Raw genomic sequence first — 21,532 nt, 5'->3', positions numbered from 1 at the left:
TTTTTCAGAATTATTTTCCCAAAATCAATTTTTTAGAGTTAATTAATCAATTCTTCAACTAATTCGGCAATTTCTTCATTACGGGCTTTTCTCATTTCAAGCGGTATTTTGAAATAATCAACAGAATTATCATATGATAAACTATAAGCAGCTGTTCCGGTTTTGTTTAATCCGATGACTTTTATTTTAGAATCATACTCTTCCTGAGACATTGTGTCAAGCCGAAAAGTAAAACCTCTGTTAAAAAAATAAGTGCAATAAAAATCAATACCGGAAAAATCAATTGTTATTGATTCCTCTTTTTGAAGCATTTCATCAATCAAATTTGAAATTGTTTTTGCATCATTGGAACCGAAACCGGTTGAAATGTAATTTTTCGCCTGAATTATCATTGATTTCACCTTAATCATTCAAACAACTATATCGGTATAAATATTTTTTTAAATGATTATATTCGATGCGTTTTTATACAAATTTTGAAACAAAAATGAACTTAAAAACAATTCAAAATAATATAAAAAAGGAAAAAATAAACGAAAAAAATGGAAAAAACGAGAAAAATAAATTAAGAAAATGAAAAAACAGAAAAATAAATGAAAAATGAAAGATTAAACCGTTGCCGCCGGTTTAGATTCACTTTTGATTTTCTCTTTTAATTTTTGATAACAATCATCAAAAATTTCCTGATTGCCGGGCTCTTCCAGGTCAAAGATTTTTAAATCATATGTGTCGGCAAACTTTTGAAGCATCGGCAAAGTGTCTTTCGTGTAATGCAAACCCGTTTCCAAGCGGCCGATTTGCTGATAATTGGAGGCTTCAAACATATATTTGTTCATTTCAATCATCTGCTCTTCCGTCAGCCCGCCGCGGTTTTTGCTGTAGTTGAAAAATTCATCAACGGTTGCTTCATACATCGGCGTGAAAATGAAAGTGCCGACACTGTTAAAACTCCGCAGCAAACTCAAATATTTCCGGCGGCCGCCGACGGTTGCGCCGATGCAGTCATCAACGATTTCGCCGTCGGGATCACGAAGGATGATGACCGGACATTTGTCTTGGAAATCTTCTTCCACATGACCCAAAACATTGCCGCAAAGCCCGTAAAGCAAATAAATACCGTCAACTTTTTTTGAAAAAATCTCTAAATCTTTGTATACTTCTTCTTTCAGAATTTTCGGCCGCTCATGAAGACCAAGCTCTAAATTCCAGACAATCAAAGAAATGCCGGGCGTTTCAAGAGTTTTCCGATCCTGTAAATCCGGAACAGAATGAATCATCGGCGCAAGTGAATAAGAAACATCGATCTCATCCAATTTTTGAACAAACTCTTCCTGTTCCCCATTTTCAATAACAGTAACATCCGAGATTTCCGGATCATTCTGAATCAGATAAACAATTTCATCCTGAAGCATTTTGCAATTTAAAATACCGATCACAGTCATAACTCACACGACCTCTGAAATTATGTTTTTCAATTTTAAATAAGAATTTTCAAAAATCTTTTGGCTGCCGCCGTCTAAATCAATCACTTCAAAATGATATTTATCGGCAAACTGATGCAAAGAATCATCGGCATCTTCCGTATAATGAAGGCCGGTTTCTAATCGGGCGACGCGTTTGTAATTGGCTTCGTCAAACATAAATTTATTCATTTGATAAATTTCATCTTCCGACAACGGGCGCAGACTTTTCTTGTAACTGAAAAATTCGTTCGTTGTTGCCGCTCCCATCGGCGTTAAAATTAAAGTTCCGACCCCGTGAAAACTTTTCAGCAAATTCAAATACGGAGTCCTGCCGCCGATCGTTGCGCCGACGCAATCATCAACAATTTCCCCGTCTGCTTCCCGAAGAATAACAACCGGAACAATGTCTTTAAAATCGTCTTCCACATGGGCCAAAACATTGCCGCAAAGACCGTAAAACAAAAGAATTCCGTTTACTTTCGGCGCAAATCGATGCAGATTCTCATAAACTTCTTCTTTCAGAATTTTTGGAACATCATGAAGACCAAGTTCCATATTCCAAACAACCAAAGAAATATCCGTATTTCCTTTTTGAACGGGAGCAGCATCCGGCAGCAAATCATAGGAGCCGGCCAAACTGTATTTTAAACCGGCCTGATTCAGCTTTTTAATAAACTCATCATGCTGCCCGTTTTCAATAACAGTCACATTTTGAATGTCAGAATCATTCTGAATCAAATAAACAATTTCATCCTGAAGCATTTTACAATTTAAAATACCGATTACAGGCATAGTTTTCACCTCTCATTTGAAAATTAAATTAAATGAAATTGATTTGCCCCCGCAAAAAGATATATTCGATTTAAATCTAAATAAATCTATTGATTTAAAAAAATGAATCTAAAAAAGAGTTCAAACGAATTGTTGTAACAGAATCAATTACAAGAATAATAAAAATATTCAAAAATCCGGAAAAAGAAAAAATAAATTAAAACTGATTTAAAAAATCAGTTTTTTGTGTTTTTTTGTGCTTTTTTTGTGTTTTTATTTTGTCGTTGTTTTTGACGCAGTTACTTTCGAAGCCGGCGTTTTAGACGCTGTTGTTTTTGACGAAGTTGGTTTTGTTGAAATTGTTTTTGTTGAAGTTGTTTTTGTTGAAATTGTTTTTGTTGAGGTTGTTTTTGTTGAGGTTGTTTTTGTTGAGGTTGTTTTTGCTGCTGTCGTTTTAGATGTTTTCTTTTTGCCGACCTCCATTTCTTCCGCCGATTTCGGCGGTGCCCGCGGCGCCTTTTCCAAAACCGGCTTCAAATACTGAGCCGTATAGCTTTTGCTGCTTTTAATCACTTCTTCCGGCGTTCCTTCGGCAATAATTTCGCCGCCGTCGTTGCCGCCTTCCGGGCCCAAATCAAAAATGTAATCGGCGCATTTGATCACATCCAAATTGTGTTCAATCACAATGACCGTGTTTCCCATGTCAACAAGATCGTTCAAAACCGAAATCAATTTCTTGACATCATGGAAATGAAGACCCGTCGTCGGCTCGTCCAGCAAATAAATCGTCTTTCCCGTCGCTTTCTTCGACAGTTCGCGCGTCAATTTAATGCGCTGCGCCTCGCCGCCCGAAAGCGTCGTCGAACTCTGGCCGAGTTTAATGTAATCCAAACCGACCCGTGCCAGCGTATCCAATTTATCGTGAATGAACGGCACCTTTTTGAAATGCTCCAAAGCCTCGGCCACCGTCATATCCAAAACTTCCGCAATAGATTTGCCGTTGTACTTCACTTCCAGCGTTTCCTTATTGTAGCGCGTGCCTTTACATTCTTCGCATTCCACATAAACATCCGGCAGGAAGTTCATTTCAATCTTAATCAATCCGTCTCCTTGACAAGCTTCGCAGCGTCCGCCTTTCACATTAAAAGAAAAACGTCCCGGCGTGTAGCCGCGCACTTTTGCTTCCTTCGTGGCCGCATAAATTTCACGGATCTTATCAAAAATTTTCGTATACGTTGCCGGATTCGACCGCGGCGTTTTGCCGATCGGATCCTGGTCAATCACAATCACCTTATCCACTTTCGTGTCAAACTGAAGCGACGTGTATTCTCCGCCCTCCATTTTAGAATGGTGAAGCGCGTGCATCAGCGCCGGATACAAAGTATCATAAATCAAAGTCGATTTGCCTGACCCCGAAACGCCCGTCACGGCCGTCAGAACGCCTGTCGGGATGTCAACAGACAGGTTTTTCAGATTGTGCGCTTTGGCCCCTTTCAAGCGAATAAACTGATCCGATTTCCGGCGCTCGGCCGGCATCGGAATAAATTCGGCGCCCGATAAATACCGTCCCGTCAAAGATTCCGCGTCATGAATAATTTCATCCGGCGTTCCCGCCGAAACCACATGGCCGCCGGTCACACCCGCGCCCGGGCCCATATCGATGACATAATCCGCATTTAAAATCGTGTCTTCATCATGCTCGACCACCACCAGCGTGTTTCCCAAATCGCGCAGATGGCGAAGCGTTTCAATCAATTTGTTGTTGTCCCGCTGGTGAAGACCGATGGACGGTTCGTCCAAAACATAAAGAACGCCCGTCAAATTCGAACCGATCTGCGTTGCCAGCCGGATACGCTGCGCCTCGCCGCCCGAAAGCGTTCCCGAGTTTCTGAACATCGTCAAATAACCGATGCCGACCTGATTCAGGAAGTGAAGACGCGTTTGAATCTCTTTTAAAATCAAAGAAGCGATTTCCTGCTGCTTTTCCGTCAGCGGCAGATTGTCAAAAAAATCAATTGCTTCCGAAACAGACAATTTCGTGATGTCAATGATATTGTAACCGTCAATCTTGACCGACATCGCTTTTTTATTCAGCCTGTCCCCTTCGCAGGTCGGACATTTGGTCACGCGCATGAACTTTTCAAATTCCTGGCGGCGGTAATCGGATTCCGTCTGAGAATAAAGGCGGACGCATTGCGGCAGAACGCCTTCCCATTTGTTCGTGGATGTGTAATTGAATTCTCCGTTATTCATTTTCATGTTGAATTTGATTTTGTCATCCGAACCGTACATCAAAGCATTGTACTGCGCTTCCGTCAAATCCTGAATCGGCGTCAGCGGCGAAAAACCGTAATGTTTGGCAACGGATGCCAAATGCTGCTGGCGGTAGCCGTCAAAATAATTTTTATAAACGGCAACGGCGCCTTCGGCAATGGACAAGCTGCGGTCGGGAATGATTAAATTCTCGTCAAATTCCATCTTAAAACCGAGACCGTTGCATTCCGGACAAGCGCCGAATGGACTGTTGAATGAAAACATACGCGGCTGAAGTTCCTCAAAAGCCAGACCGCACTCGGGACACGCCATTTTGGAAGAATAAGTCACTTCAATAATTTCATCGGCGTCTTCGTCGTCCCCGAATGAGTTTTCATCAATCGTTCTCTTTTTGTGAACTTTTTGATACAATCCGCGCGTTCCTTTTTCTTTGCGGTAGGAATTCGGTTTTCCGACAACATAAACCAAGCCGCCGGATCTTTCCGTTGCGCGCTCGCACGCTTCGACCAAACGGGAACGTTCGTTTTCATCATCCACATCAATGCGGTCAACGACAATGTCAATGTCATGCATTTTGTAGCGTTCCAAGTCGATTTCCTCATCCGTTCTGTAGATTTCACCGTTGATGCGGACGCGCATAAAGCCTTCGGCGTTTAAATCATAAATCAGCTGCTGATAAGTTCCTTTCTTTTTCCGGACAATCGGGGCAAAAATCGTGACCATGCCTTCAAATTCGGCGAATACCAAGTCCGCGATTTTTTCAGGCGATTGGGATTCGATTTTCAGGTTATGGTCGGGACAATACGGTGTGCCGACGCGCGCGAAAAGCAAACGGAAATAGTCGTAAATTTCCGTCACTGTTCCGACAGTACTGCGCGGGTTTTTGGAAGTCGTTTTCTGTTCGATTGAAATGGCCGGAGACAAACCTTCAATGCTGTCCACGTCGGGTTTATCCATAATTCCCAGGAATTGCCGGGCATAGGAAGAAAGAGATTCCACGTAGCGGCGCTGGCCTTCGGCGTAAATCGTATCAAAGGCAAGCGTTGACTTGCCGGAGCCCGAAACGCCCGTGATCACTGTTAATTGGTTTTTGGGAATGGTGACGGAGATATTTTTCAAATTGTGTTCTCTGGCACCTTTAATAATGAGTTCTTTCATAGTCGGTCTTGTTTATTTGAATGTTTTTTGTTTTTGTTTGAATGCCGATTCGATTTTATAAATTCGTTGAATTTTATAAAAACATATTAGTTTGAATTTTTTTAATAATTTTATCCTTGTCTTTTCGGTAAAGGATAAAAACCTGCTTATTGTAAGGTGAAAGTAATAACAATTTAATAACAATTATTTTCCTGTTTTTAAATCTTTTTAAATAGATGAGAATAAAAATGAAATCGGAAATTATATGAAATAAATGACAATTCAAACGAAATTTAAGTGAAATTTAAACGAAATTTAAGTGAAATTTAAACGAAATTTAAGTGAAATTCAAGCGAAACCTGACTTTGACAAAATTCCGACGAAGTTCAAAAATTCCGACAAAAATTAAGATTTCAGATAAAATTAAGATAAATGTTCAAAATTATGAAATAAAAAGTTGTAACCAATAAAAAGAAACATTTATAAAATTAATAGGATATATCTATGATGAAATTAAATGAAATTTATTTGTAAATAGAAATACAATTTAATCTCGGCAGTGAAAATCAATTGAAAAGGATGAAAAATTAATTATTAAAAGGTAACATTATATAGGGATAAAAACGTTTTAACTATTACATCTGTAATTTATTTGTATGAATATGCAATATAAAAAAAGAGAGATGAAAGATAAATAAAAACGAACGACTAAAACAATTCAAAATGTAAAATTATTAATATGAAAAATAATTTTAGCATTAGTAATTGGAGTTAAAAACAATTAAACAAAAATGAGGTTTCATTTATGGTCAAATCTATTCAAAGAAAAATTACTTCTGCTTATTCACTGTGGCTGTTTGCAGTGTTTATCATTATGGTTGCTTATTTGTTAATTACCGGCAACATTTTCATGACATACCAAGATGCAATGCCCTGGATTATCGGCTACATTATTCTTGCCGTTCTCGGCAATGTCGGCGCCTTAATTGCAATGTATAAACTTTTGGTCCCGAATCAGGACAGTTTGAAATTTATTGCAGTTTATGAAATTCTGTTCATTGTCATTCTGGGTATTTCTTACCTTGTGATGGCTATGCAGTGGCTTCCCGACGGCATCGGAAACATCAACTTTGAAACAATTCTGAATGCGGTTCTGCCGATTATGTTCATTTTCTTAATCCTGGCGGAATTCATTTTCTCAAAAGCGCTTCGAATGATGCCGATTCGAGCAAATTGAATTAATCAAAATAAAAGCAAATTAAAAACAGATAAATAAAAGATCGGTTCGCCGGTCTTTTTTTTTGATTTTTTTTTCAATATTTTGAATATCAGGACGAGTTTTTATAAAATTCCGGTTTTTTATGAAATCCCGATATTTATAAAATTATAAAACCTTTATTTTTCGTTAATATTGCCGGAATCGTTGCAATTTGTTTTAATATTTGTTTTGCAATTTACTTTATTGACGATTCCCGTAACTTACGAACAGTTTAATTACGGATGAATTTTAATTATTTATGTTAATTATTTGTTAATTGTCTGTGTTAATTATTTGTTAATTGTCTGTGTTAATTATTTGTTGATTATCTTAATTATCTATTGATTATTCGTTGCTTATTTGTGTTTTAGAAATTTGTGTTTGAATGATTGAACGAGGAACAAAAATGAGTCTGTCAAAACAAGAAAAACTCGGTATTGTCAATTTTATTTTAACAATTATTTCAATTATTTTAATCAAATATTTGTCCATGTACGTACCGTGGCTGCCGGCAGCACCTGACGGAACGCCGGATCCCGTGTCGCTTGCAATCATTACAATTTTAGCGGTTTTGGCAATTCACGCGGCAACATGGATTATGCTTTGGCGTTATTTCAACATCAGCGCCAACAAAAACAGCAAATCAATGCTGATTGTTTACGAAGTTTTGTTTTTGGTCTCAATCGTTCTGATGTATGTCAGCACGGCATATGACTTCCTTCCGACATTCATTACTGAAAATATGCTGTCAGGAATCGGTCTTTTCCTGATTATTCAAATGGCGCTCAGTATGTTCTTTACATACGCCATTGCAAAAATTCCGCTGAGATAAAAGCAGATTAACAAAGGAAAAGGATTATGATTTTTAATCATTCCTTTTTTCCTTTTTCATATTTTTTCGACGTCATTATTTCCCTTTCTTTTTTCTATCTTTTCTTTTTTCTATCATCTTCTATCTTTTCTTTTTTTTGTCTTTTTCTCTGTTTTTCTCTCTGTCTTTTCTTTCTTTTTCTCTTTCTTTCCTTCGCCCTCCCGCGCGCGAACAGCACTAATTTTAATAAATGAGTCAAAAAACAATCTCCTTTTTCGGATTACTTTTAAATAGGAATCACCGTATTTTTGAGCAGAGATTATGGTTAATTTTTTTATCACGCTGACGATGGCCTGCGACTTGGAATGCCGTTATTGTTACGGAGAAGTCTGCGACTGTTTTGACGATTTTGACGACGGCATCGCCGTTGATTATGATGTTCCCGAAACGATTTGTTATGAAACGTCGGTATTGCGTGATTTTATTGCAAAAGACAAGGATGCGACAGTTATTTTTTACGGCGGGGAGCCGCTTCTTGAACTCGGGAAAATGAAAGAGTTCATGGACACGATTCCGGCAAAAACTTTTTTGCTGCACACGAACGGCACAATGCTGGATCAGGTGCCGGCGGAATATTTACAGCGCCTTCATACGATTTCAATATCAATTGACGGCAGCCGCGAACTGACGGATTATTACCGCGGCGACGGGGTTTATGATTTGATTGTAAAAAACGCGAATATCGCTCGCGGCAAAGGATTCGGCGGCGAAATTATTGCGCGTATGACGGTTCAGGAAGAAACGGATATTTATGAAAGCGTCATGCATCTTTTTGAAAATCCGGATTTTTGTTTTGACAGCGTCCACTGGCAGCTCAACGCTCTTTTTTGGAGAAATGATTATCAAAGGCGCCGCGAGGGTTTTTTGGACTGGGTAAACAACAGTTACAATCCCGGGATTCAAAAATTGGCGGACACCTGGGTCAGCCGAATGAAAACGGAAGGCAAAGTTTTGCATATGTATCCGTTTGTCAATCTTATGAATTCATTGCTGCGCGGCGAAAAAACGCATTTGCGCTGCGGTGCCGCCTGGACGGAATATAATGTGCAGACGGACGGAAAACTTTCCCCCTGTCCTGTGATGAGCGGCATGAGCGACTATTATGCCGGCGACATTTACAATGGCCGGCCTGATCAGCTGCGTGTGATTCATGTTTCGGGCGAATGTTTGAAATGCGATATTTTAGATGTCTGCGGCGGCCGCTGTCTTTATGCAAACGCCACCATGAAATGGGGCGTTCAGGGTTTTCATGAAGTTTGCGGCACCGTTCGTTTTTTGGTCAATGTTCTTAAAAAAAAGAAACCGGAGATTGAAAAACTGATCAAGGACGGAATCATCCGTTTGGATGATTTTTCACAAGGCATTGAATACAACAGCTGTGAAATAATTCCTTAAAAATTCTGTTTTATCGCTTTGTCACCATCACGCGAATCGGTAAATTTTCCAAAATTTCTAAAAACGGGAATATGCCACGGTTTTTGATTTGGTGGCATAAACAAATCGGATTTTTCAAAAAACGGCGGCGGATTCAATTACCACAATATTTAAATAAAATCACTCTCTCTAATGATTGCTGTTTTGACAGTGATTTCAACTTGCATTGATGGTCTAGTGGCTATGACTGCGGCCTTCCAAGCCGCAAACCCGGGTTCGAATCCCGGTCGATGCACTTTAGGGGAAGCATTTCAAAAATAAGAAATGTTTCCCTTTTTTGTTATTGGTTCATAAATTCAAGAGGTAATAAAATGAGAATTCAATGTATTTGCCAATCTGCTTCTTTTATGGAAGTCAAAGACATGAATGTCCAAACAATCATTCTTCAATGCCCGTCCTGCAATGAAATTAAATTGCTGCCGATTGAAAATGTTCCGAAATCAGATATTATCGGAAAAGAATAATTAAAAATCTTTTTTACTTATTCATTTATTGTATTCTCTGTTGTATTCATTTTACTTTAGTTTTACATCAATAACAACATGCCAAACACCCGGCGAATATTTTTTAATTTTACGGGATTCCAAAATCACGGCTTTTCGGCCGCATTTTTCAGCTGCGTTTTGAATTCGTTCAGCGGCTCTGTCGGGGAAATCACGTTCGTGAACGGTTTCATGATAATGAAGAAAACCGCCTTCTTTTTTGACGGCTTGGATGCCGGTTTCCAGATATTCATGCGTTGTGCCGACATAGCCCATTAAAACTCGATCCGCGATATTAACGGGCGTCGATGTCCGGCAATTCCCGCAAATCGGCTCAATAACCGATTCTAAGCCGTTTAAACGAATATTTTCACACAAATACCCGTAAGAAACCGGATTTAATTCTACGGCGAGGATTTTTGACGGATTTGAATGAACGGCAATCGGGATTGAAAAATAACCGATGCCGGCAAACATGTCAATAATCGTTTCACCATTACAGCTTTTTGTTAGAATCTTTTTTTCCGTCAAATTACCTTTGGAAAACATAATTTGGGCAGTGTCCAGCTTAAATTTGCAGCCGTTTTCTTTGTGAATTGTTTCTGTTGAAAGATCCGTTCCGTCACGAGCGGCAATAATTTCGCGCTGCGGAATTCGGAATTGACCGGAAATGCCGCCGTCATTTAAAACCAGCCGCGCTTTTGAATCCATCAATAAAAGAAGTTTGCCGATTTCACTTTTTTTGTGAGAAAGTGCTTCGGGAATTGAAACAATAAGAATGTCGCCGATTTTTTGTTTGTTTGCCGGAAGCATTTCAATTTCCGCATCCGTCAAAAAAAGACCGGCATTTTCGGCATTTTCGGCGTCATCGGAAAATTCTGAAAAATAGTATTTTGCAAAATCTCTTAATTTTTGAGGTTTCGTCATGACTGCTGTCACCGCCGTTTTATTTCAAACATTTTGTTTCAAACCCTTTATTTCAAGCCCTTTGTTTCAAGCTTTTTGTTTCAAGCTTTTTGTTTCAAGCTTTTTGTTTCAAGCTTTTTGTTTCAAGCTTTTTGTTCCAAGTTTTTTATTTCAAACTTTTCATTTTGTTTCAAACTTTCGATTTCAAATGTTTCGTTTCAAACAATTCTTTTTAATCTCGGATTCGGGCGGTACGTTCGGCCGACTTTTGCCGTCGGTGTCATGGAATCAATGGTTTCGCCGACGGCCACAATATCCATTGTCGAGTCACGGGAATCATAAATGCCGCCGACGCCGAGGCTGTCAAAAAGTTTCATTCCGATGATTTTTTCGGCTTTGGTAAATGCTTCCACTTTTTTGGCGTCGCCGAATCCGCTGGAAAGCATAATCTGAATGTTTTCAAATCCGTTTTCATTCAGTGCTTTTCGAACGGCGTAAACGCCGGTTACGGAAACGCCTGTTCCGAACCAATATTTTTCGTCGCCTGCGGGAACTTCAATCTCTGTTTCCGTGCTGAAGAATGCTTTCAAAAGAGCGGCAATCTCGGGTTCGGTTTTGTTTTCCAAATCTTTCATTGAAAGCGCGCCCTGGCCGATGTTTTCGCCGCAGGTGTCAATCCGAACGGCGGCAAGGGACGGGACAGACGCGGCCGTTTGAAGAACATCGTCAATTTCTTTGTTGTTGTAGTCAATCAGCGCGATACGGACGACATTTGCAGGCATATGACGGTCAAAAGCAATTGTGGCGTTTTTGACGGCGCTGTCTTTGCCGTCTTTCCATGCGTAAATGTTTTCAAGAGCGTGCGGAATTGTTCCGGCGCCTTCTTTGTCGAGATAAGCGGCGCCGATGTCTGTCGATGCGCCGACGGCCCCGCCGTCGATTGCGGCTTTGGAAATTGCGGCATCGTCTTTATAGTGCCAGTGACGGGCGCCGAAATATGTAACGGGGCGGGTGCCGGCAGCGCTGACAACAGAGCGCATTCTTTCTTCGGCATTTTTGAGATTCAATTGCTGACTGTCGTTCAGAATTGCAAGCGACGAGCTGATTATTCCGAGATAAACCGTTTCCAGGCGGACAATATCCAGGACCGGGGCTTCCAAAAGCAAAATCGTTTCCAGCGGTTCGTATGATTCGCCGTCGGCGAGTGCATAAATGCGGCCGCCGTTTTTTTCCAGGTCTGAATTGTTTCGGATGAATGTAACGGCTTCTGTCATGCCGGCCATGATTCCCGGACCTTTGCGGACAAAAATTTGAGCGCGGACGAACGGATTTAAATTTTCTTTTTGAAGGATCTCATAGGCCCTTAAAAAATATTTATCAGTATATTTTTCAAAATCAAACGTTTGCTCTGCCGCCATATGCGTAAACCCCGAATTTTTGTAATAAAAAGTCCGCCGGAATATTCAAAAATGAACTTTGAGTAACCCTAAAGGGACGAAAGACATAAATATTTATACCCGTTTTTTTCTGTCTGAATAGACGTTTAATACGAAATCCAATAAATAATCAGCGATTTCTGTCTCAGCAAATCAGCAAAATCAATTTTACAAAACAATTCAATGCGATAACTGTTTATTCCGGGTTTATCCCGATTATTCTCATTTTACAACTTTTTCAGCCGTTTGCATTATTCATGGATTCACGAATTTATCATAATTATCCGTTTCATAAAATTACAAAAATCAAATTCAAAATTGAATAACTTAAATTTTCACAATTCACTTAACAATTCACTTAACAATTCAACTACAATTCAAACTTATAATTGAATAATTTAAAATTCAAACTAAAATTCAAACTTATTAATTGAATAATTCAAAATTCAAATTCAAAAATAACTCAAAAACAAAATCAAAGGAAATACAAAAATGGAAAACCAAACACATGAGGAACAATATCCGGATTACTGCCGCAACAGTTTAATGGATTTTGTAAAAATCAAGGACATTGACATTGAAATTTGCGATGTGACGCTCAGGGACGGGGAACAGACGCCGGGCGTTGCTTTTTCAAAAGCGCAGAAAATGTCGATCGCACAGCATTTGGATGACATCGGCGTTGAAGTTATCGAAGCCGGCTTCCCGGTTGTGTCTGATGCGGAAAAGGATGTTGTCAAATCCATCGCCAACATGGGACTGGACGCTCGAATTTGCTGTCTTTGCCGCTCAACGCAGAAGGATGTGGAAACAGCGATTGACTGCGATGTTGATTTTGTCAGCATTTTTTTGGCGATGTCCAATCTGCATTTGAAATACAAATATCACAAAAGTTTGGAAGAAATGCTGGATGTTGCGATGAACGCTGTCGAGTATGCCAAGGATCACGGCATCGGCGTCAGATTTGCGGCCGAAGATGCGACGCGGACACCGATTCCCCGTCTGATTGATGCTTTTAAAATGGCGGAAGAAAGAAATGCGGATTATGTGAGCATCGCCGATACAATCGGCATTTTGAACCCGACGACGGCCACTTATTTGGTGGACCAGATTTACAATGCGATTGACACAAAGAAAACAAAAATCTGTATGCACTGCCACGATGATTTGGGTTTGGCCGTTGCGAACACGCTGGCGGCCGCCGAAGCCGGCGCCTTTCAGATTCACACCACTGTCAACGGCATCGGCGAGCGCGCCGGAAATGCGGCGCTTGAAGAAATTCTCATGAATCTGCGCGTTCAATACGGCATTGAGCGTTATGATCTTCATAATTTGGTGGCTTTGTCTCACGAAGTCAGAGACGCGTCAAAGATTGATGTCGCCATCAATAAATCCGTTGTCGGCCAGAATGCTTTTTCCCACGAATCCGGTATTCATGTCGCTGCAATTCTTGAAAATCCGAGAACGTACGAACTGTTCCTTCCGGAAATGGTCGGCGGCAAGAGAAATTTAATCGTCGGCAAACATACCGGAACAAAAGCGCTGGCCGGAATTATCAAAGACATCGGCTACGAGCTGGAAGAAGACGATTTCTGCGCTCTTTTTGATCAAGTCAAAGTCATTACCGAAACCGAACAAAGAAGCGTCGACCGCGATGAGTTGGAAGTTTTGGTTCAAAATATTTTAAATAATCACAAATGAATTTTAAATAAATGATTTAACATGACTTGTTAGGACAAGAATTATTGGGAAAAATATGCCATGCTTGTTTTAATAGATTATTCGCCTGAAAAATATTCATCATTGAAACAAGTAGAAATGCCTGATCTTCAAACTAATGAAAAAAATATAGGAATTGAAGTAACAATATCACCCCAACTTAACGAATTTTTTCGAAATGACGTTTATAATACAAGAATTAAAGGAAAAAATAAAAACGATATTAAACCAGAGGATTTAAAATATTTAAAGAAACTTGGAATGGATGTATATTTTAAAAACGAAAAAGCAATTGGGAATAGTTATGGTATAAATCATAGTTTAAGTTTCCTTTTAAATACATTAAATACAAAACTTAAAAGAATAAACAGTGGTGATTATTCAATATTTAAAGAAAATAATTTATACATTTTTTCAACGAATAATCACATGGAACATGAAATAGATTTGTATTCAGAAAAAGCAATAGAATTACAAAAAAGTTATGACATAACATTTGATGAAATATATATAAATCAAGATGATGATTTATATATATTATTAAAAAATGAAACTCAACATATAAATTTGCAACATTTGTCTTTAATAAGATACAAAAGAGAAGCATTAAAATACTCTCAAAGTTTGCAATTGAGATAAATTAAAAAATGGAATCCACATCATTTTGTATTTTAAAGATCTACTTTTTTAATATAACCATCTACTTTGGAACTGGGATATGATTCTCATTTCTGTTATCATTTGCTGCCATCACCGCGCGCGAACGGCACCATTTTTAAAAAAATGATGAAAACAAATCGCAAATTCATTAAATTATACAAATTCGGCTAAAATTTAACCAATTAGACAAAAACGACAAATAAATAAAATAAATATAATTAGAAAAAGAAATTTGTCATGAAAAAAGAAAAATCAAAAAAACTGATTTAAATTTTTCATTTGAAGAAAAGCGGCAATTTTTCAAGGTAAATCAAATCTTTGCGGTCGGCGGCATCGCCTTCCGCCAAAATCGCAGCTTTTCCGGCAACCGTGCCGCCTGCAATTCTGCAAAGTTCTTCCATCGCCGCCATTGATTCGCCGGTGCTGACAACGTCGTCGACGAGAAGAATGCGCTTGCCGTTTAAATATTCCATGTCGCCGGCATCCAAATAAAGGGTTTGAATTTTTTCGGTCGTAATGGATTTTACGTCAACGGCGACGGGATCGCGCATGTAAAGTTTTTTGCCTTTGCGCGCCAAGATGTATTTTTTGCCGGATTGACGGGACATTTCATAGGCAAGCGGTATGCCTTTGGATTCGGCGGTGAGCAAAACATCATAATCAACGCTGCTGTCAGACAAAATCTTAAGAAGATCGGTGGCGCAGGCGATTGTCAGCTCGACGTCGGAAAAAATAACGAAGCCGGCAATGTCTAAATGTTCGTCAACGGGACAAATCGGGAGGTAGCGTGTGAGGCCGGCGATTTTGAGTTCATAAGTCGGGTAGGGTTGAGTCATTTTTAATCTCTCAAATTTAATTATTAATCAGAAATCAAATTGGATTTGCTGCTCTTTTTGAAGCCGAGAAGCAAGTTTTTTGTATCCGTTAGTCATTGATCCCACAGAAAAAAGTTTTTTATTTCCAGAGTATGCTTTAAGTTCTCCATATCTCATTTTTACATTTGTTATGTCGCTGACGGCAAAATTTTTATTAATACCGGCAAAGGGAGAATACAAAATTTTGTCATCTTCAACCTGCACTTTCCACGAAACACAATAAATAAAGAAAATTAAGCAGAAAACAACATAGAGCAAAAAGAAAAGGTAAACCCATAAATCAGCTGTATCATTCGGAAATACAACGGTCATTAATATAATCATTAAAAAACCAAACAAGACACCCAATATACTTATCAATAAATACACTTTCGGTTGGCGAACAGTAAAATTGTTATCATCCATCTTTTTTTCAGATCTTTTATTTTCCCACATTGCGACAAAAATCATAAGCAATACTGCAAAAAATATAATAATATACATAATAAAATCCATATTTATCCCTGCTGTAAAAATTAAACAAAAAACATATTAAATTAAATTTTTTGATAAACCTGCCCCATATGAACGTTTTTACGCACATAATATAGGCAAATTAAATAGGCAAATCATATATTATAAATTTATGTCAATTTTGTTATCAACTCTTGCTGCCTTTTTCCTCGCTTCTTTCACAGTTTTCCCTTTCGCCAAAGCAACCCCGAGCCGTCTTTCTTTACGGATTTCAGGTTTTCCGAACAGTCGAATCTGTGTGTCTTTTTCGTCCAATGCTTTTTCCAATCCCGAATACGAAATTTTCTTTGATGTTCCGGTTCTGAAAATCGCTTTGGATGCTGCCGGTCCGTTTTGTTTGACAACTTTGAAACCGGATTTTTTATTTTTCTTTCCTTTCATATTTTCAGCGGGAATCGGCAAGTTCAAAAAAGCGCGCGTATGAAGCACAAATTCAGACAAATCCTGAGAAATCATTGTCACCATTCCCGTATCGTGCGGGCGCGGCGAAACTTCGTTGAAATAAACGGTTTTGCCTTTGACGAAAAGTTCGACGCCGAAAATCCCGTAACCGCCGAGTGCCTTCGTGATTTTGCCGGCAATTTTTTGAGCGCGCTTGAGTGCTTCGGGATGCATATTTTGAGGCTGCCAGGATTCGCGGTAATCGCCGCTGATCTGAATGTGGCCGATCGGCTCGCAGAAAATTGTTCCGGAAACGCTTTGGACAGTCAGAAGCGTGATTTCGTAATCAAAATCAATGAATTCTTCAACAATCACTTTCATCGGTTTTCCGTCGGTGCTGCTGCTTCCGCGGGCTTCACGCTGAGACTTTTCAAACGCGTCTGAAATCTGACCGGCGCTTCGAATTATGCTTTGGCCTTTTCCGGATGAACTCATAATCGGTTTAATCAAACACGGAAATCCGAGACTGTCGGCCGCGGTTTTGACTTCTTCGTCTGTTTCGGCGAAATAATATTTGGATGTTTTCAGCTTCAGTTCTTCGGCGGCCAGGCGGCGAATGCCTTCGCGGTTCATTGTCAATGAAACGGCGTTTGCCGACGGCACGATTTTGATTTGTTTTCCGTGAATGCCGATTTTTTCAATTTCTGCAAGCGTGTCGGTTGCAATCGCTTCAATTTCGGGAACGATAAAATCCGGCATTTCTTTTTCAATAATTTCCCGAAGAACCGTGCCGTCCGTCATCGGAAGAACATAAGAGCGGTGTGCAACCTGCATGGCGGGCGCATTTTCGTAGCGGTCAAGCGCAATGACTTCAACGCCGAGGCGCTGAAGTTCGATTGCGACTTCTTTGCCGAGTTCGCCGGAACCGCAGAGAAGAACTTTTGTTGCCGTATCTGTCAGAGGTGTGCCGATTGTTACCAAAAAATCACCGTCATTTTAATAATTTCAGAATTAAATTGAATTAAATCAATTAAAGAGAGTACAATTAAAGAAAGTAAATACGATTGAAGTAAAGCAAGTACAATTAAAGAATGTAAGTACGATTGAAATAAAGCAAATACAATTAAAGAAAGTAAACACAATTGAAATAAAGTAAATACAATTAAAAAATAAATCGGGAATCAAAATTTAAAGACAACTGTTTTCGTTTCCAAATAATCATTCAAAACGCCATAACCGTTTTCCCGGCCGATTCCGCTGTCTTTAACGCCGCCAAACGGCAGTTCGGGAAGGATTTTGGCATGCTGATTGACCCAAACGACGCCGGCTTCCAATTCTTCAACGCCGCGTTTGGCGCAGTTTAAATTATTTGTCCAAATAGAAGCGCCGAGACCGAAATTCGTGTTGTTGGCGGCCGAAATCGCTTCGTCCAAATCTTTCACAGGATTAATCACCATGATCGGGCCGAACACTTCTTCTTTCAGAAGAACAGAATCATTCGGCACATTTGTAATCACCGTCGGCTCAAAGAAATATCCTTTTCCGAAGTCAAAATCAGAATCATCCTTGTTCTCCGGGATTTTACCGCCGGCCCGAATTTGAGCGCCTTCAAAACGCGCTTTTTTAACAAAATCAATCATGCTCTGAAGACTTTTTGCAGAACTGAGCGGTCCCATTGTCGCATGTTCCGACAAACCCGGGCCGATTTTGATTTGAGAAACGGCTTCTAACGCGGATTCCACAAATTGATCAAAAACGGATTCAAAAACAAAAATCCGTTTCGGCGAAATACAAGCTTGACCGCAGTTAAAAAAACGGGACTGAACGGCTTTAAAAGCGCAGTCGGAGATGTTCATGCCGATGCCTGTGTCAATGCCGGTGCCTGTGTCAGTGCCGAGATCAGTGTCGGTGCCGAGATCAGTGTCGGTGCCGATGCCAACATCATCGCAAATAATCATGGCGTCGCTGCCGCCGAGTTCCAATGTGATGCGTTTGCCGTGTTTTGCGGCTTCCGCGCTCAAATTTCGGCCGGCGTCAACGCTTCCGGTAAACGAAATTTTTCGAACGTCGGGAGAGGAAGCAAATTGTTTTCCGACGGACGCACCGTCTCCGGTCACGACGTTAAAAACGCCTGCCGGAAGTCCGGCTTCATAGAATACTGACGCCATTTCCAAAACGGTCAGCGGGCAAACAGACGAAGGCTTCACGACGCATGTGTTGCCGGTCAAAAGCGCGGGAATCAATTTCCAGGCCAGAATCAGCGCCGGCATATTCCACGGCAGAACGGCGGCGCAAACGCCGAGGGGTTTTTTGAGTGTAAAAGAACAGCTGCCGTTATTTTTGTTTTCAAAAAAATCGGTGTGAACGGAAGAAGAAAGTCCGGTAAAATAATCAATCACCGCAATAACGCCTTCCATTTCGCGGCGGGATTCGGCAAGCGGTTTCCCCTGCTCTTTTGTCAAAATGACGGCCAAAGTTTCCGACCGGCGCTTTTCCTTCAGCGCCGCTGAAATTCCCGATAAAACGGCGCTTCTTTGGGCATATGATTTTTCGGCCCACGGCCCGAAAGCCGATGCGCATGATTGAACGGCTTTATCAACGTCTTCCGGAGAGGCTGACGAAACTTTTTCAATCAACTCGCCGGTTGCGGGATTAAGAACCTCAATACAATTTTTATGATGGGGATGATATTTTTCACCGCCGATAAACATAACAATAACCCGTACCCTTTTTGATTTTTTAAATGATTTGTTTATTGAATAAATTGCTGATTTGCAATTAAAACAAGCTCCTTTTTATTTCAATCTTGTTATTTCTCTCATATTTACCGATTATTAGATTTATTCAGTGTTTCACAAACTGTTTTATTACTGCCTGTTTCCATTATCATTCGTTTCTGCTGCTGTTTGCATCTGTTGCGCCTGTGTTTGTCGCCGTTGGATTCGCTGCCGTTGCATCTGCTGCATGCGCCATACTTATCATCTCATTCTTATCACATCCGCTCGCTGCGCGAGCGTGGGCACAGATTACCTTCAGTTTTCTGTTTGCACTGCTGTCTTCAATTTTGTAAATACAGTTGCCGATTGGCCGGCCTGTCAGCTGCCGGCATTGTTACCGCTGCCTGCTGCCTGCTGCCCGCTGCCTGCTGCTTGCCTGCCGCCCGCCGTTCGCGCGAGCCGCACAAATTTTGAAAATAAGATGAAAAAACGAAACCGCAGTTTTTAATCATTGTCAATCACGGCGCCTTATGATTTCCATTCGAAATCGACGGGTTAAACAAATAAAATTAAAAAAAACGGAATTAACAGAAAATTTTTAAATTTTCGGGAATATATCGTTTTTAATTAAATGCCGGGATATTATTCGGTCAAAATTAATCTTGGAATAATTAAATAAAAAGAATTAATAACAAAACAAGCCTTCATCATTTAGACAAAATGAATTCAGTTTTCAGTTTTCAGTTTTCAATTTTCCAACTTTAAATTTTCAACTTCCGGCTTCAATTTTCAATTTTCAACTTTAAATTGACATAAATAAACATAACGGGAACAGTTAAACATGTATTTTGCGGTAATCGGAAACATCATTTCCGCCGAAAAAATGGTAAATAAAGAACGGTATGAGATGCAATACAAGGTCGACGATGTTTTAACACAAATCAATAAGGAATACAAAAACGATATTGCTTATGATTTTAAATTGACGCTCGGCGACGAGTTTCAGGGTTTGATTCAAAACGCAGCGTCTGTTCTTGAAATTTTGGATAAGATTGAATATCTGGCCGACCCGCTTGAGCTGAGGTTCGGAATCGGAATCGGGCCGATTTATTCCGAGATCAATAAAAAAAGCAGCAACCGCCCGGACGGACCAGCTTACTGGAACGCCGGATTTGCGATTCAGCAGATGAAGAAAAACAAAAGCTATACCCGCCCGAAAATCCTTTTTGAAACGGAAGACAATGAAAGAAACAAAGACACTTGGATTGAAGTCATCAACGAAAGCCTGAATCTTTGCGATTTCATCGAGCGCGGATGGACGGACAAACAAAAAAATATCGTTCGGGAAAGCATTTACCGTTACGGCTATGATACAAAAGTGCCTCAAAAAGATCTTGCCGATTTGTTTGAGATTTCAATCCCCGCCGTTAACGTTCATATGAAAAGAAGCGGCTATTACAATTATATGAATCTTCGAAAAGCCGTCAGCGACGCGCTCCAAAAAGAATGGGGCGAAATCCGAATAGATCAGAATTAAACGGCAGGAATTTTAAAATCAAAAATTAAAGACTTTAAAAACAAAAATCAAAAGTTAAAGGTCTTAAAAACAAAAACCAAAAGTTAAAGGCCTTAATCAAAAGTTAAAGGCCTTAAAAACAAAAATCAAAAACCAAAGGCCTTAAATTTGTTTTTTAAGATCGGGGGAATAAGTCACCCAATCATAATACAAAAAGAAACTGACAATTCCGCCTTTATGCGTTACTTTTAAAGCGCTCGGCCATTCTTCTTTGCTGATTTTCCCGCATTCCACCCAAAAATCCGCTTTCCTTTGACGTTCCTCTTCAATCCATTTCATCAGATTTTCGGCGCCGTTGTCATTGATGTAATCATAAACTTTAACGAAATCAGCTTTTGCTTTCATTTCTTTTGAAGAAACCCGGCGCTTGAGCATTCCCGGAAGAACAACCGCTCCCTGATTCAGCGTTGTCGTACCGTCTTTATACTCAAAATAGAACAGTTCAAACGGATTCTTGCCGAGAATTTCTTTCCCTGTTTTTCGGACATCTTCGGCATTGTTGAGATAAACGGCAAGAAATGCATTCCCGCGGCGGAAACTTTCATCAATCATTTGAAGACAAAAAGCGTTTTCAAAAGTATGCTTGCCGATAAAAACGACCGTTATGTCTGATTCGGATAACAAATCCGGAATCATCTCCGCATTCAAATCATCATGTTTCGAATCATCAAATTTCAAATCACCAAGTGCCGCTGAATCAGCTGCAGAAGCCGAAGTTGATTCCAACTCACCAAAAACAGCTGCAGCCCTCGGATAATCTTCGGGATCAAAACAAAAAGCGGTTTTTAAAACCATGAAACTCATTCCTGTTTTTTCAAATGATCTGATTAACAATAAGAATTATAAAAAACAATTATAAAGAATAATAAAAGGAAATGGTGCTCCGATCGGGATTTGAACCCGAGTCTTCGGCTCGAAAGGCCGGAATGATTGGCCGAGCTACACTATCGGAGCACATATATCTATGCGATTCGTTTTTAATTCAAAGAGGTTCACGCATCCTTATTTTAAGGCTTGTGAACAGAGCATAACAAGGAATCGCTGGTATATATACATTTT

The 21,532-nt window shown here is 39.9% G+C and carries 19 protein-coding genes and 2 tRNA genes; 9 read left to right on the top strand and 12 right to left on the bottom strand.

Annotated elements, in window-relative coordinates; all coding sequences use genetic code 11:
- Positions 1-38: 38 nt before the first annotated feature.
- The 4 genes from MmiAt1_RS09175 to uvrA all read right to left on the bottom strand — a co-directional run bounded on the left by MmiAt1_RS09175 (position 39) and on the right by uvrA (position 5,666).
- Entirely contained in the window at positions 39-323 is a 285-nt protein-coding gene (locus tag MmiAt1_RS09175; protein WP_318786579.1) for an STAS-like domain-containing protein, read from the bottom strand.
- A 285-nt stretch (positions 324-608) separates the two neighbouring features.
- Entirely contained in the window at positions 609-1,442 is an 834-nt protein-coding gene (locus MmiAt1_RS09170; RefSeq protein ID WP_318786578.1) for a DUF1638 domain-containing protein, read from the bottom strand.
- A 3-nt stretch (positions 1,443-1,445) separates the two neighbouring features.
- Complete coding sequence (locus MmiAt1_RS09165) at positions 1,446-2,255, bottom strand: DUF1638 domain-containing protein (protein WP_318786577.1); 810 nt, start codon at positions 2,253-2,255, stop codon at positions 1,446-1,448.
- A 252-nt stretch (positions 2,256-2,507) separates the two neighbouring features.
- Entirely contained in the window at positions 2,508-5,666 is a 3,159-nt protein-coding gene (gene uvrA / locus MmiAt1_RS09160; protein WP_318786576.1) for an excinuclease ABC subunit UvrA, read from the bottom strand.
- A 784-nt stretch (positions 5,667-6,450) separates the two neighbouring features.
- Between uvrA and MmiAt1_RS09155 the strand changes: the two genes are divergently transcribed.
- The 5 genes from MmiAt1_RS09155 to MmiAt1_RS09135 all read left to right on the top strand — a co-directional run bounded on the left by MmiAt1_RS09155 (position 6,451) and on the right by MmiAt1_RS09135 (position 9,672).
- Positions 6,451-6,882, top strand: a complete 432-nt coding sequence (locus MmiAt1_RS09155; protein ID WP_318786575.1) for a hypothetical protein — start codon at positions 6,451-6,453, stop codon at positions 6,880-6,882.
- A 427-nt stretch (positions 6,883-7,309) separates the two neighbouring features.
- On the top strand, positions 7,310-7,735 hold the full coding sequence (locus MmiAt1_RS09150; protein WP_318786574.1) for a hypothetical protein: 426 nt from the start codon (positions 7,310-7,312) through the stop codon (positions 7,733-7,735).
- Positions 7,736-8,035: 300 nt separating this feature from the next.
- A complete protein-coding gene (locus MmiAt1_RS09145) occupies positions 8,036-9,169 on the top strand; it encodes a TIGR04084 family radical SAM/SPASM domain-containing protein (protein ID WP_318786573.1) in 1,134 nt (377 codons plus the stop codon).
- Positions 9,170-9,371: 202 nt separating this feature from the next.
- Positions 9,372-9,443: transfer RNA gene (locus MmiAt1_RS09140), tRNA-Gly, on the top strand.
- Between the two features lie 76 nt (positions 9,444-9,519).
- Entirely contained in the window at positions 9,520-9,672 is a 153-nt protein-coding gene (locus MmiAt1_RS09135; RefSeq protein WP_318786572.1) for a hypothetical protein, read from the top strand.
- Positions 9,673-9,723: 51 nt separating this feature from the next.
- On the opposite strand, the gene MmiAt1_RS09130 is transcribed toward MmiAt1_RS09135, so the two are convergent.
- Together MmiAt1_RS09130 and MmiAt1_RS09125 are read right to left on the bottom strand one after the other, a co-directional pair.
- Complete coding sequence (locus MmiAt1_RS09130; RefSeq protein ID WP_318786571.1) at positions 9,724-10,617, bottom strand: class I SAM-dependent methyltransferase; 894 nt, start codon at positions 10,615-10,617, stop codon at positions 9,724-9,726.
- A gap of 197 nt (positions 10,618-10,814) precedes the next feature.
- Positions 10,815-12,014: a beta/alpha barrel domain-containing protein gene (locus MmiAt1_RS09125; RefSeq protein ID WP_318786570.1), complete on the bottom strand. Its 1,200-nt coding sequence runs from the start codon at positions 12,012-12,014 to the stop codon at positions 10,815-10,817.
- Positions 12,015-12,524: 510 nt separating this feature from the next.
- Between MmiAt1_RS09125 and MmiAt1_RS09120 the strand changes: the two genes are divergently transcribed.
- Positions 12,525-13,733 carry a homocitrate synthase family protein gene (locus tag MmiAt1_RS09120; RefSeq protein WP_318786569.1) on the top strand — a complete coding sequence of 403 codons (1,209 nt, stop codon included), beginning with the start codon at positions 12,525-12,527 and terminating at the stop codon, positions 13,731-13,733.
- A 60-nt stretch (positions 13,734-13,793) separates the two neighbouring features.
- Positions 13,794-14,390, top strand: a complete 597-nt coding sequence (locus MmiAt1_RS09115; protein WP_318786568.1) for a hypothetical protein — start codon at positions 13,794-13,796, stop codon at positions 14,388-14,390.
- A gap of 296 nt (positions 14,391-14,686) precedes the next feature.
- Here the strand turns inward: MmiAt1_RS09115 and MmiAt1_RS09110 are convergent, their stop codons facing one another.
- The 4 genes from MmiAt1_RS09110 to MmiAt1_RS09095 form a co-directional block, all read right to left on the bottom strand.
- A complete protein-coding gene (locus MmiAt1_RS09110) occupies positions 14,687-15,247 on the bottom strand; it encodes a phosphoribosyltransferase family protein (protein WP_318786567.1) in 561 nt (186 codons plus the stop codon).
- Between the two features lie 27 nt (positions 15,248-15,274).
- Positions 15,275-15,781 carry a DUF6560 family protein gene (locus MmiAt1_RS09105; protein ID WP_318786566.1) on the bottom strand — a complete coding sequence of 169 codons (507 nt, stop codon included), beginning with the start codon at positions 15,779-15,781 and terminating at the stop codon, positions 15,275-15,277.
- A 120-nt stretch (positions 15,782-15,901) separates the two neighbouring features.
- On the bottom strand, positions 15,902-17,161 hold the full coding sequence (purT, locus tag MmiAt1_RS09100) for a formate-dependent phosphoribosylglycinamide formyltransferase (protein ID WP_318786565.1): 1,260 nt from the start codon (positions 17,159-17,161) through the stop codon (positions 15,902-15,904).
- A 200-nt stretch (positions 17,162-17,361) separates the two neighbouring features.
- Complete coding sequence (locus MmiAt1_RS09095; protein ID WP_318786564.1) at positions 17,362-18,891, bottom strand: aldehyde dehydrogenase family protein; 1,530 nt, start codon at positions 18,889-18,891, stop codon at positions 17,362-17,364.
- A gap of 225 nt (positions 18,892-19,116) precedes the next feature.
- On the opposite strand from MmiAt1_RS09095, the gene MmiAt1_RS09090 reads away from it, so the two are divergent.
- Both MmiAt1_RS09090 and MmiAt1_RS09085 read left to right on the top strand, forming a co-directional pair.
- Positions 19,117-19,371: a hypothetical protein gene (locus MmiAt1_RS09090; RefSeq protein WP_318786563.1), complete on the top strand. Its 255-nt coding sequence runs from the start codon at positions 19,117-19,119 to the stop codon at positions 19,369-19,371.
- 367 nt (positions 19,372-19,738) lie between these two features.
- Positions 19,739-20,434, top strand: coding sequence for a SatD family protein (locus MmiAt1_RS09085; protein WP_318786562.1), 696 nt, complete (start codon positions 19,739-19,741; stop codon positions 20,432-20,434).
- 141 nt (positions 20,435-20,575) lie between these two features.
- Here the strand turns inward: MmiAt1_RS09085 and MmiAt1_RS09080 are convergent, their stop codons facing one another.
- Together MmiAt1_RS09080 and MmiAt1_RS09075 are read right to left on the bottom strand one after the other, a co-directional pair.
- Complete coding sequence (locus tag MmiAt1_RS09080; RefSeq protein ID WP_318786561.1) at positions 20,576-21,268, bottom strand: TIR domain-containing protein; 693 nt, start codon at positions 21,266-21,268, stop codon at positions 20,576-20,578.
- A gap of 81 nt (positions 21,269-21,349) precedes the next feature.
- Positions 21,350-21,427, bottom strand: a tRNA-Glu gene (locus MmiAt1_RS09075).
- Positions 21,428-21,532 lie beyond the last annotated feature (105 nt).

Origin of the sequence: Methanimicrococcus hacksteinii (assembly GCF_032714515.1) — an archaeon.
Classification (GTDB): Archaea; Halobacteriota; Methanosarcinia; order Methanosarcinales; family Methanosarcinaceae; genus Methanimicrococcus; species Methanimicrococcus hacksteinii.
Note: the sequence above shows the minus strand (reverse complement) of the source record. Positions and strands in the feature narration are given on the sequence as shown.